The 12,425-nt window shown below is 66.0% G+C and carries 10 protein-coding genes and 1 pseudogene; 6 read left to right on the forward strand and 5 right to left on the reverse strand.

The features are described from left to right. From AWJ14_RS07050 to AWJ14_RS07060, 3 genes and pseudogenes are all read left to right on the forward strand, one after another. Positions 1 to 581 (forward strand): annotated as a pseudogene (locus tag AWJ14_RS07050) (UxaA family hydrolase); the annotation flags it as partial. Between the two features lie 22 nt (positions 582 to 603). Further along, positions 604 to 1,536, forward strand: coding sequence for a hydroxyacid dehydrogenase (locus tag AWJ14_RS07055; protein WP_066176806.1), 933 nt, complete (start codon positions 604 to 606; stop codon positions 1,534 to 1,536). Continuing rightward, a complete protein-coding gene (locus AWJ14_RS07060) occupies positions 1,533 to 2,537 on the forward strand; it encodes an Ldh family oxidoreductase (RefSeq protein ID WP_083220117.1) in 1,005 nt (334 codons plus the stop codon). Before AWJ14_RS07055 ends, AWJ14_RS07060 begins: the two co-directional genes overlap by 4 nt. A gap of 58 nt (positions 2,538 to 2,595) precedes the next feature. Here AWJ14_RS07060 and AWJ14_RS07065 read toward each other — a convergent pair whose 3' ends face one another. From AWJ14_RS07065 to AWJ14_RS07080, 4 genes are all read right to left on the reverse strand, one after another. Then, on the reverse strand, positions 2,596 to 3,918 hold the full coding sequence (locus tag AWJ14_RS07065) for a TRAP transporter large permease (protein ID WP_066176810.1): 1,323 nt from the start codon (positions 3,916 to 3,918) through the stop codon (positions 2,596 to 2,598). After that, the gene (locus tag AWJ14_RS07070) at positions 3,915 to 4,445 is read right to left on the reverse strand and encodes a TRAP transporter small permease (protein WP_066176960.1); all 531 of its coding nucleotides are present in this window, start codon (positions 4,443 to 4,445) and stop codon (positions 3,915 to 3,917) included. Before AWJ14_RS07070 ends, AWJ14_RS07065 begins: the two co-directional genes overlap by 4 nt. Then, positions 4,438 to 5,721, reverse strand: a complete 1,284-nt coding sequence (locus AWJ14_RS07075; RefSeq protein ID WP_066176812.1) for a flavin-dependent oxidoreductase — start codon at positions 5,719 to 5,721, stop codon at positions 4,438 to 4,440. Before AWJ14_RS07075 ends, AWJ14_RS07070 begins: the two co-directional genes overlap by 8 nt. 73 nt (positions 5,722 to 5,794) lie before the next feature. Beyond that, positions 5,795 to 6,844, reverse strand: a complete 1,050-nt coding sequence (locus tag AWJ14_RS07080; protein ID WP_066176814.1) for a TRAP transporter substrate-binding protein — start codon at positions 6,842 to 6,844, stop codon at positions 5,795 to 5,797. A gap of 472 nt (positions 6,845 to 7,316) precedes the next feature. On the opposite strand from AWJ14_RS07080, the gene AWJ14_RS07085 reads away from it, so the two are divergent. From AWJ14_RS07085 to AWJ14_RS07095, 3 genes are all read left to right on the forward strand, one after another. Next, on the forward strand, positions 7,317 to 7,808 hold the full coding sequence (locus AWJ14_RS07085) for a (2Fe-2S)-binding protein (protein WP_066176817.1): 492 nt from the start codon (positions 7,317 to 7,319) through the stop codon (positions 7,806 to 7,808). 189 nt (positions 7,809 to 7,997) lie between these two features. Beyond that, positions 7,998 to 10,346, forward strand: coding sequence for a xanthine dehydrogenase family protein molybdopterin-binding subunit (locus AWJ14_RS07090; RefSeq protein WP_066176819.1), 2,349 nt, complete (start codon positions 7,998 to 8,000; stop codon positions 10,344 to 10,346). 18 nt (positions 10,347 to 10,364) lie between these two features. Continuing rightward, entirely contained in the window at positions 10,365 to 11,165 is an 801-nt protein-coding gene (locus tag AWJ14_RS07095) for an FAD binding domain-containing protein (protein WP_066176821.1), read from the forward strand. Between the two features lie 170 nt (positions 11,166 to 11,335). On the opposite strand, the gene AWJ14_RS07100 is transcribed toward AWJ14_RS07095, so the two are convergent. Next, entirely contained in the window at positions 11,336 to 12,289 is a 954-nt protein-coding gene (locus tag AWJ14_RS07100; RefSeq protein WP_066176823.1) for a carbon-nitrogen hydrolase family protein, read from the reverse strand. Between the last annotated feature and the right edge of the window lie 136 nt (positions 12,290 to 12,425).

Genomic DNA, 12,425 nt, shown 5'->3' on the forward strand with positions numbered 1-12,425 from the left:
CCCGCGCGATCAACGAAGAGGTGGGCGAGCGCTGGTACAAGATGTGGAAGGCCTATCAGGACGAGGTGATCTTCGCGCACCAGACCGACGACCTCAGTGACAGCCAGCCGACCAAGGGCAATATCGAGGGCGGTCTGACGACGATCGAGGAGAAGGCGCTGGGCAATCTCGAGAAGATCGGTCGGACATCGAAATTCATCGACATTCTCGATCCGGCCGAACAGCCGCAATCGGGCAACGGCTTGTACTTCATGGATTCGTCGTCGGCGGCGGCGGAATGCGTGACCCTGATGGCTGCGGGCGGTGCGGTGATCCACACCTTCCCGACGGGGCAGGGCAACGTGATCGGCAACCCGATCGTGCCGGTGATCAAGATCTCGGGCAACCCGCGCACGCTGCGCACCATGAGCGAGCATATCGATGTCGACGTGACCGGCGTGCTGACCCGGGAGATGACCATCGACCAGGCCGGCGACGCGCTGATCGAGATGATCATCCGCACCTCCAACGGCCGCGCAACCGCCGCCGAAGCCCTCGGTCACCGCGAATTCTCCATGACAAAACTCTATCGTTCGGCGTAAGCGGACGGGAGAGGGAGGATAAATGGCGGAAATTGTCATCACCGAATTCATGGACGAGGCGGCGGTTGCCCGCCTCGCCCAGGCCCACGACACGCTCTACGACCCGAAGCTGGTCGATGATCCGGCCACCCTTCACACCCATCTCGCCTCGGCGCGCGCGCTGATCGTGCGCAATCGCACCCAGGTGCGCGAGACCCTGCTCGGCATGGGGCCGAAACTTCGGGTGGTGGGGCGGCTCGGCGTCGGGCTCGACAACATCGACACCGGCGCCTGCAAGGCGCGCTCGGTGAAGGTGATCCCGGCGACCGGCGCCAACGACCTGTCGGTGGCCGAATATGTGATCACCTCGGCGCTGATGCTGTTGCGCGGAGCCTATCTGCGCAGCGCGGAGGTGGCCTCGGGCGCCTGGCCGCGGCAATCGATGATGGGACGCGAGCTTGCCGGCAAGACCATCGGGCTCGTGGGCTACGGCTCGATCGCGCGCGAAGTGGCCTGGCGGGCGCACATGATGGGCATGCAGATCGTGGCCTACGACCCCTATCTGATGGCCGACCATCCGGGCTGGCAGATCGCCCGCAACGTCTCGCTCGACGCGGTGCTGGACCTCTCGGACGTGGTCTCGCTGCACACGCCGCTCACGGATGCGACGAAGAACATGATCGACGCCAAGGCGCTTGCGGCCATGAAACCGGATGCGATCCTGATCAATGCCGCGCGTGGTGGCATTGTCGACGAGGCGGCACTGGCGGATGCGCTGAAGGCCGGAAAGCTCGGCGGCGCGGCGCTCGACGTGTTCGAGACCGAACCTCTGAGCGCCGAAGCAGGCGAGAAATTCAGGGGCATCGCCAATCTGGTGCTGACGCCACATGTCGCCGGGGTGACCGGAGAATCCAACGAGCGCGTCAGTCACATGATCGCGGACAAGGTGCTCGAAGCCCTGGGGAGCAAGGCATGAGCACTGCGACGACGATGGCGCCCGAGGCGGTCTCGCAACTGATCGCCGAGGCGCTGATGCGCAACCGGACTTCGGCCGAGAACGCCGCCTCGGTGGCGCGAGCGCTGCTCGCGGCCGAGCTTGCCGGCCAGACCGGGCACGGATTGAGGCGTGTCGCCGCCTATTCGGCGCAGGCCCGCGCAGGCAAGGTCGACGGTTTCGCCACGCCGTCTTCCACGCAATTGAGGCCCGGCGCGCTGGCGATCGATGCGGGCAACGGCTTCGCCTATCCGGCAATGGATCTGGCGCTCGACTGGCTGCCGGATGCGGCGAAAGCCCAGGGCATCGCCATTGCCGGCATCCGCCGCTCGCATCACTGCGGCGTGGCGGGCGTGATCGTCGAGGCGCTGGCTCAGCGCGGCGTGGCGGCACTGATGGTCGCCAATGCGCCGGCGGCGATGGCGCCCTGGGGCGGCAACCGCGCGCTGTTCGGCACCGACCCGATCGCCTTTGCAGCCCCGCTGCCGGATGCCGAACCGGTGGTGGTCGATATCTCGCTCTCCAAGGTCGCGCGCGGCAAGATCATGGCCGCGGCGCAGAAGGGCGATCCAATCCCCGAAGGCTGGGCGCTCGACACCGAGGGCCGGCCGACCACCGATGCGAAGGCCGCCATGGCCGGCACCATGATCCCGCTCGGCGACGCCAAGGGGACCGCGCTGGCGCTGATGGTGGAGCTTTTGTGCGCGGGCCTGACCGGGGCCAATTACGCCTGGCAGGCAAGCTCGTTCTTCGACGACAAGGGCGACCCGCCCGGCACCGGCCAGGCGATCATCGCCATCGATCCCGATGCCTTCGGTCCCGGCGGGGCGGAGCGGATGGCGCTGATGGCCGACATGGTGGCGGGCACCGAAGGCGCACGGCTTCCCGGCCGGCGCCGGCAGCAGATCCGCTCGGAGATGCTGGCCAACGGGATTCCCGTCGATGCGGAGCTGATCGAGCAGATCCGGATGCTCGGCGCCTGACGCCGGCGGAGACTGAACCCCGCGCCCGCCGACTGCCACGGCGGGCGTTTTCGCGTTCTCAGTAGAGCAGGCGGACCGCCACCAGGGTGATGGCGGGGAACATCGTCAGGATCGCCACCCGGACGATGTCGGTCAGTACGAAGGGGAACACGCCTCGGTAGGTGGCCGACAGCGGCGTGTCGCGCGCCATGGAGTTGATTACGAACAGGTTCATGCCGACCGGCGGCGTGATCAGCCCCACCTCGACGACGATCAGCACGATGATGCCGAACCAGAGCGCGAATTCCTCCGGTGCGAGCCCGAAATCGAGCGCCGACATGATGGGGAAGAAGATCGGCACGGTCAGAAGGATCATCGACAGCGAATCCATGATGCAGCCGAACACGAGATAGAGCACCAGCACCGCCACCATCACCAGCCACGGATTGAAGCCCTGCGAGCCGACATAAGCGGCGGCGGTCTGCGGCAACTGGCTGAGCGCAAGGAAGGCGTTGTAGACGCCGGCGCCGAAGACGATCAGGAAGATCATGCCGGTGGCGCTCGCGGTGGCGAGGATCGATGCCGTGAGCGTCCGGCGGTTGAGGCCGCCATTGGCGAGAGCGATCACGCCAGTGCCGAAGGCGCCGATCGCGGCGGCCTCGGTGGGCGTGAAGATGCCGCCATAGATGCCGCCGACCACGGCGATGAAGACGATCAGCACCGGCCAGACGCCGAGCAGGCTGCGGAACCGCTCGGAATAGGGCGCGCGTTCGCGCAACCCGGCGGAGCCGGGCTTGAGCCGGACATAGATGGCGATGGCGATCATGTAGCCGATTGCGGCGAGGATGCCCGGGATGAAGGCCGCGACGAACAGCTTGGCGATGTTCTGCTCGGTCAGGATCGCATAGATCACCAGAATCACCGAGGGCGGGATCAGGATGCCGAGCGTGCCGCCCGCCGCGAGCGCGCCGGTGGCAAGCTCGCCGGAATAGCCGTAACGCTTGAGTTCAGGCAGGGCGACCTGGCCCATGGTGGCGGCGGTGGCGAGCGAAGAGCCGCAGATCGCGCCGAAGCCGGCGCAGGCACCGACGGCGGCCATGGCGACGCCGCCGCGCCGGTGGCCCATCCAGGTTTCGGCCGCCTTGAACAGCGCCTGCGACATGCCACCGAGCGTGGCGAACTGGCCCATCAGCAGAAACAGCGGAATGATCGAGAGCGAATAGCTCGAAAACGTGCCCCAGGTCAGGTTCTTGAGCTGGGCGAAGACCATCAGGAACGAGCCGTTGATGAAATAGCTGCCGCCGATGCCGGCGATCAGCATGGCAAGTCCGATCGGGATCCTGAGGAAGATCAGGAGCAGCAGCGCCGGAAAGGACAGAAGCGCAATGTCGATATTGCTCACTGCGCGGGCTCCCCGTGCGGCTGGTCACGTCCGGTTGCGAGTGCCCGGAGGCTCAGGACCACGCACCAGGCGCTCACCAGCACGAAGCCAAAGGCGCCGGCGAGACCCGAGGCATAGGCCCACCAGATCGGATATTGCAGGACGAAGGTGGTCTCGCCGTAATTGAACTTGTCGAGCGTGCCGTCCCAGTGCTTCCAGGTCAGCAGGACCGCGATCGAGAGCATCAGCAGATCGGCGCAGAGATCGATCAGGCGGTTGGCGAACCCGCCCATATGCATGGTCAGGATCTCGACCGAGGCATGCTGGCGGTTGATCTGCGCCCAGGGCAGGAAGGCGAAGACGGCGAAGCCCGTGCCGAGTTCGACCAGTTCGAAATCGCCCCGGATCGGGCCGAGGCCCGCCCAGAGCAGCGCGCGGCCCGAGACCGATGCGACGGTGGAAAGGATCACCGCGATCAGGGCCAGCCCGCCGAGGATGGCGAGAAATGCGGCCAGCTTCCGCACCGCGCTGTCGATCCGGTCAAACATGGGCGGGGCCGCCCGGTGCGGCGGGACCGGGAATGAGCGGCGGCCGGGCATTGAGCGTTTCGCGGTCGAAACCCGCCAGCCGCTTGTAGCGGGCGGCGTGGTCGGCAAGTTCCTCGGCGCTCATGACCTCGTCGATGCTGTCGAACAGGCCTTCGCATTTCTGCTCCACCACTTCCATGATCTGGTCCGGGCCGTTGCCGCGATTGGCAAGCACGATCCGGGTGGTGGCCGGGCGCCGGTCTTCCTCATAGGCCGCGAGGGCCTCTTCGCTCAGTCCGTTCTCGATCAGCGTGCGGCCGAGAATGCGGGCATCGAGGATCGCCTGCGAGGCGCCGTTCGAGCCGATCGGGTACATCGGGTGGGCGGCGTCGCCCATCAATGTCACGCGTCCTTCGCACCAGCTGTCGAGCGGATCGCGATCGACCATCGGGTATTCGAAAATGTGGCTCGCGCTGCGGATCAGCGCCGGGATGTCGAGCCAGTCGAAGGCCCAGCTTTCGAAGGCCGGCAGGAAATCGGCGAGGTTGCCGGGCCGGTTCCAGTCTTCCCGGTTCCACAGCGCGTCCGGTGCTTTCTTGATCTCGGCCACCCAGTTGATGTCGGCAAGGCCGGTTTCGGGATCGACAGGCGAGATCGGGTAGGTCACGAATTTTTGCCATTCATGGCCGGCCATGGCCATGGAGGCGCCGGTGAGGAACGGCTTTGCGCGGCTGGTGGCGCGCCACAGCACGGCGCCGCCCCAGACCGGAGGGCCTTCCTTCGGGTTCATCTGGGCGCGGATGGCGGAATGGATGCCGTCGGCGGCCACCAGCAGGCTGCCGCGCTCGGTGCGTGTCTCTCCCTGCCGGTTGACGAGGTGCAGCGCCACGCCGCCGCGCTCGCGGGTGTAGCCCACGGCTTTCCAGCCGGTCTCGACCGCGTCGGCGCCGAGCCGGTCGCGCACCGCCTTGAGCAGCGTGAGCTGCAGCTTGCCGCGATGAACCGACAGTTGCGGCCAGTTGTAGCCGGCCTCGAGCCCGCGCGGCTCGGCCCAGATCCTGCGGCCGTGCTTGGAGAAATAGGCCACTTCGCGGGTGCGGATGCCGATCTCGTCGAAACAGGCCTCGAGCCCCAGATCGATCAGTTCGCGGATCGCGTGCGGCTGCAGGTTGATGCCGACGCCGAGCGGGCGGATCTTGTCCACCTGTTCGAACAGCCGCACCGGAATGCCGATCTGTCGGCAGGTGAGGGCGAAGGTCAGGCCGGCAATGCCGGCGCCGGCAACAAGGATGGTCATCGTCGTCACTCGCTACGTTCCGGCAGAGCGGCCCCGCTCGGACCGCCCTGCGGGCTTTGAAAAGTCGCCCGACTTACTTGGTGTATTTGGCGATCAGTTCCTGCGCCTTGGCATAGAGCGCCTCGCCGTCGATCCCCTTGTCCTTCATTTCCGCGAACCAGCTGTCGCGCACCTTTTCGCCAACCTTCTTCCAGCGTTCGACTTCGGCCTCGTCGAGAACGACGATCTCGTTGTCGGTGGCTTCGGCGATCTTGCGGCCGGGCGCATCGAACGAGGCCTGTGTCTTGCCGGCAAAGGCCGAGAACTCGGCGCCGGTGTTGTCGTCGATCACCTTTTTCAGGTCGTCGGGCAGGCTGTCATACTTGGCCTGGTTCATGGCCAGCACGAAAGCCGCGGTGTAGAGCGCATGGTCGCCCGAAAACTCGGTGTGGGTGTCGACCAGTTCGGCGATCTTGAGCGAGGGCGTGACCTCCCAGGGGATCACCGTGCCGTCGATCACGCCCTTGGACAGCGCCTCGGGAATGGCCGGCACCGGCATGCCGATCGGCTCGGCGCCGAGTTCGGCCAGAAGCCCGTTGATGACGCGGGTGGGCCCGCGCATCTTCTTGCCCTGCATGTCCTCGAGCTTGCGCACGCCTTCGCCCTTGGCATGGATCACGCCGGGGCCGTGCACCCAGGTGGCGAGGATCTTGATGCCCTGGAATTCCTGCGCTTCCATGTCGGATTTGAACAGATCCCAATAGGCGTGCGAGGTGGCTTCCGCGTTGGTCATCATGAAGGGCAGTTCGAACACTTCGACCCGGGGAAAGCGGCCCGGCGTATAGCCCGGCAGCGTCCAGACGATGTCGACCACGCCGTCGCGGGCCTGGTCGAGCAGCTGCGGCGGGGTGCCGCCAAGCGACATGGCGGAAAACACCTCGACCTTGATGCGCCCGCCGGACTCGGTGCCGATCTTCTCCGCCCAGGGGATCAGAAGTTCGGCCGGGACATTGGCCTGTGCGGGCAGGAACTGGTGCATGCGCAGGGTGACTTCCTGCGCGAAAGCGCCCGACGCGGAAGCGCCGAAAGCCGTCAGGGCGAACGCCGCCGCGGTTGCCGATTTCAGGAATGTGCGTTTTTTCATTGTATCCTCCCAGATTGTATGCGCGGTGCGAGACCGCTGTTCCCCGGAAATTAGGGTTATTTTTTGTAACTGCCTAGGGAGAGCCGCCTGGCGCGGGTCTGTTCTCTCTGTCAGTCTTTGGTCAATCCGCGTTTTACTGTCAGCTCCCGGTTTCGGGCCTGCTCTCCCAAACATTGCCGAAGGCGATTTCCTGCCGGAGCGCCGTTTTCGGCCCGCAACCGGACTGCGTGACCGGCGTGCCATTGGCCGACCGCCCGGTTGGTTTGTAGGGGCAAGGATTCGCGCCGACAAGCGCTTTCTTCGCGGGCACGACCAAAGGCGCAGGCGGGCGGCGCCGGCCCGGTCCCGCCGTCTCCGGGGCAGTCGGGCAGCTGTCGAGATTATTGCACGTTTGCCTGTTGATCCTTTTCCAAAAAAGGAAAATGATGGCTTCAGGGTGAGGAAGAGGAACTGCACCCCAGGGAGGTAATTGATGGCGACTGTATCAATGACCGTGAACGGACGATCCGTCTCCGGCCAGTGTGAGGACCGGACGCTTCTGGTCCAGTTCATTCGTGACAATCTCGGTCTGACCGGAACGCATGTGGGCTGCGACACGTCGCAGTGCGGCGCCTGCGTCGTGCATGTGGACGGCAAGGCCGTCAAATCCTGCACCATGCTTGCGGCACAGGCCGACGGCGCGGAGGTCACCACGATCGAGGGGCTGGCGTCCGGAGGCGAATTGCACCCCGTGCAGCTGGCGTTTCGCGAGCATCACGGGCTTCAGTGCGGGTTCTGCACGCCGGGCATGATCATGTCGGCCGTCGACATGATCCGGCGGCACGGCGGCAAGCTGGACGAGAAGACCGTCCGCGCCGAACTGGAAGGCAATATCTGCCGCTGCACCGGGTATCACAACATCGTCAAGGCCGTTCTCGACGCCGCGTCCAAGATGGGCGACGGCGCGCGGATCGCCGCCGAATAGGCACTGCCTGAACAGGCGATGGCGAAAGGCGGCGGCACATGCGGGTCTTCGACAGTCAGGTTTAGGCGCGGCGGACAACGAGCCGGATCACGATCCGGCCGCTGACGAAGCCCCCGCGCCGGGTCTGGCAAGCGATCGAACCGGTCCGCCCCGGCTTTTCTCCAGCACTCAACCGGAGGAGTTTGAGACATGGGAATGGAAGGTATCGGCGCCCGGGTGGCGCGCAAGGAAGACAAGCGGTTCATCACCGGCAAGGGCAAGTACACCGACGACATGGTGGTGCCGGGCATGCGCCACGCGCATTTCGTCCGCTCGCCGCATGCGCATGCGAAAATCAAGGGTATCGACACGTCGGCGGCGGAAAAGATGCCGGGCGTGATCGGCATTCTCAACGGCGCGCAGCTCACCGAGGATGCGATCGGCAACATCATCTGCGGCTGGATGATCCATTCCAAGGACGGCTCGCCGATGAACATGGGCGTCTGGCGCCCGCTCGCCCAGGACACGGTGCGCTATGTCGGCGACGCCGTGGCGGTGGTGATCGCCGATACCAAGGCGCAGGCGCGTGATGCCGCGGAAGCGGTCGTGGTCGACTACGAACCGCTGCCGGTGGTCACGAGCGCGGTCGAGGCGCTCAAGACGGGTGCCCCCCAGCTCCACGAGAATGCGCCCGGCAACCTGATCTATGATTGGGAGATCGGCGATGCCGCGGCCACCGACGCGGCGATTGCCGCGGCTGCGCATGTGACCGAGATGAAGATCATCAACAACCGGCTGGTGCCCAATCCGATGGAGCCGCGGGCGGCGCTCGGCGTCTATGACGAGGGCGAAGACCACTACACGCTGTGGACCACCTCGCAGAACCCGCATGTGGCCCGGCTGGTGCTCAGCGCCTTCTACAACGTCGCGCCCGAAAACAAGCTCCGGGTGATCGCCCCGGACGTGGGCGGCGGCTTCGGCTCCAAGATCTACATCTATCCCGAAGAGATCGTCTGCCTGTGGGCCTCCAAGCGCACCGGCGTTCCGGTCAAGTGGAACTGCGACCGGACTGAGGCCTTCCTCACCGATGCCCATGGCCGGGATCACGTGTCCACCATCAAGATGGCGTTCGACGCCGACAACCGGATCACCGGTTTCAAGGTCGACACGATCGCCAATCTCGGCGCCTACATGTCGCTGTTTTCGAGCTCGGTGCCGACCTATCTCTATGCCACGCTCTTGTCGGGCCAGTACAACATCCCGGCGATCCACGCCAATGTGCGCACGGTCTACACCAACACCGTACCGGTCGATGCCTATCGCGGCGCCGGCCGGCCGGAGGCGACCTATCTGCTGGAACGGGTGATGGAAACCGCGGCGCGCGAACTCGGCGTTTCGCCGGCGGAGCTGAGGCGGACCAATTTCATCCGCGAGTTCCCGCACCAGACGCCGGTGATCATGTGCTACGACGCAGGCGACTACGACGCCTCGATGTCGGCGGCGATGAAGGCCGCCGACTATGACGGGTTCGCCGCACGCAAGGCCGAGGCCAAGGGCCGCGGCAAGCTGCGCGGCATCGGCATGAGCTGCTATATCGAGGCCTGCGGCATCGCGCCCTCGGCGGCGGTGGGGTCGCTCGGCGCCGGCGTGGGCCTGTGGGAATCGGCCGAGGTGCGGGTCAACGCGGTCGGTACCGTCGAGGTGCTGACCGGTTCGCACAGCCATGGCCAGGGCCATGAGACGACCTTCGCCCAGCTTGTGGCCGAGCGCTTCGGCGTCGGCATCGACAGCGTCTCGATCGTCCACGGCGACACCGACAAGGTGCAGATGGGCATGGGCACCTATGGCTCGCGCTCGGGCGCGGTCGGCATGTCGGCGGTGGTCAAGGCGCTCGACAAGGTCGAGGCCAAGGCCAAGAAGATCGCCGCGCACCTGATGGAAGCCGACGAGAGCGACATCGTTATCGAAAACGGCGAACTCAAGGTCGCCGGCACCGACAAGAGCGTGCCCTGGTTCCAGATGGCGCTGGCCGCCTATACCGCGCACAACCTTCCCGAAGGCATGGAGCCGGGCTTGAAGGAGGGCGCGTTCTACGATCCCTCCAACTTCACTTTCCCGGCCGGCTGCTACATCTGCGAGGTCGAGGTCGATCCCGACACGGGCGTGACCGAGATCGTGCAGTTCGTCGCCGCCGACGACTTCGGCAAGATCATCAACCCGATGATCGTCGAAGGCCAGGTGCATGGCGGGCTCGCGCAGGGCATCGGCCAGGCGCTGCTCGAAGGCACGCATTACGACCCGGAAACGGGGCAATTGCTGACGGCGAGCTACATGGACTACACCATGCCGCGTGCCGACAACCTGCCCTCGTTCAAGGTCTCGACCACGGAAACGGCCTGTCCGGGCAACCCGCTCGGCATCAAGGGCTGCGGCGAGGCCGGCGCCATCGGCTCTCCGCCGGCCCTGATCAACGCGATCACCGACGCCATCGGCAACAACGACCTGACGATGCCCGCCACCTCCGAAAGGGTGTGGGCAGCGATCCGGGCGGCACAGTAGCAACGGGAGGCATACGCCATGTATCAGACCAACTATCACCGCGCCTCCTCGGTGGAGGACGCCGTCAAGCTGGCTTCGGCAAACGACGAGGCCAAATATCTCTCGGGCGGGCAGACCCTGCTCCCGACCATGAAGCAGCGGCTTGCCGCACCCTCGGACCTGGTGGATCTCAGGCATGTGGGCGAGATGAAGGGTATCTCCGTGAACGGCGGAAAGATCCGCATCGGTGCTGCCACGCCCCATGTCGAGGTCGCCACCTCGGCAGAGATCGCCGCGGCCTGCCCGGGGCTCGCGCATCTGGCCGCGCATATCGGCGATCCGCATGTGCGCCATATGGGCACCATCGGCGGCTCGATCGCCAACAACGATCCGGCGGCGGATTATCCGGCGGGCCTGCTGGCGCTCAACGCCACCATCGTCACCAACAGCCGTTCGATCAGCGCCGATGATTTCTTCACCGGCATGTTCGACACGGCGCTCGAGGAGGGCGAACTGATCGTGGCGGTGGAGATCACCGCGCCGGCCAAGAGCGGCTACGCCAAGTTCCCCAATCCGGCTTCGCGCTATGCGCTGACCGGCGTCTTCGTCGCCAGGCACGGCGATGGCTCGGTGCGGGTGGCGGTCACCGGGGCAGGGGCGGACGGCGTGTTCCGGCATGCGGGCATGGAGCAGGCGCTGGCCTCGAACTTCTCCGCCGATGCGCTCGACGGCGTGACAGTCGACGATTCCGACCTGATGGCTGACATCCATGCGTCGTCGGCCTACCGCGCCAACCTGGTCAAGGTGATGGCCAAGCGCGCGGTGGCGGCCGCGGGATAGCAAAGACGGCCGCTTGAGCTCGGTTGATGGAGGCCGGTTGCACAAGACGATGACCGGGCCGCCCGCGGATTATCCGGGCGGCCCTTTTGATACCTGGGGGAGGGGCGGTTGCATGTCGCATCGAGAGGGCTGGCCGGGAGCGCCCGGGTTCGGTGCCGGAGGCAATGATCCTATTGCGCCTGAGATGTGGCCATCTCAGCCCGCAGCTTGCGGCGCCAGGGCCGGGCGGGGCCACCCGCCGTCGGCGTGATGTCGGCGAGCGCGATTGCCGGGGTGCCGTTGTCTGCGCAGCGCGCGGCCCATCGTCCTTCCGGTCCCGCCACGCCGGATGGCACCATCTCGCTGTGGGCGGCATGCAGCGAGAGACTGACCCAGTAGGCGTTGCTCGCCGCATGGCCGAGTGCCTCGGCGGCAAAGGCCGAATCCGCACAGGTTCCCCCTGTCGTCGAGCACAGCACGCAATCCACCTCGAGGCTTTCGTAGTCGGTGAAGATCTCCGGAAAATGCGTCTCGGTGCCGAGCGCGCAGCCGAAGCGGAGGCCATCGACGGTGAAGGTCGCCGGTCCGGACCCGTGCGCATACATGTAGGATTGTTTGGTGTGGGAGAGCAGCCGTTCGTCATAGCGGGTTGCGATCTCGCCGTGCTCGGAAATGACGTAGAGACTGTTGAAGGGTCGTTGCTGCCCCGGTACCGGATGCACCGAGCCGACGACCGCCCAGACCCCGAGGCTGCGCGCGAGCTCCGCGATGCTGTCGAGTTCCTGCCCGAGGGCAGCCCAGTCCGCGCGGGCCCAGTTGGCTTCGGCGATCTCGGCGGGGCCGCGGCTCGACATCCGGCGCTTGCCGGGCGCACAGATGGCGCCTTCGGGAAAATGGATCAGCCGGGCGCCCTGTGCATGGGCCTGGCGCATCATCTCCCGGAGACCTTCCCCGCAGTGTTTGAGTGCTGTTGCATCGCCCGGGTCATCGCAGGCCGCCGACTGGACCACGGCGAGCCGGACGGATGCCGGATCGAGTGTCCGGGGAGAAGACTGGCGGAGATGGGCCAGGGCCGCGGTATAGGATTCGCCGGTCTTCGCCGCACGCGCGCGCACCCGGCGCTTGAAATTCGCATGTCTGGTCATGGTCGAGCCTTTCGCGTTCCGAACGGCATTCCCCGGCAACCACGTCCGAAACGGTCAGACTGAAGACAACGGCTCAAGACGAGAAGTCCTTTTGCCTCCATGGAAGGACCTTGCCGGGGAAGGCCCTGGGAGGTTG

Source organism: Parahoeflea olei, from assembly GCF_001703635.1.
GTDB classification, from domain to species: domain Bacteria; phylum Pseudomonadota; class Alphaproteobacteria; order Rhizobiales; family Rhizobiaceae; genus Hoeflea; species Hoeflea olei.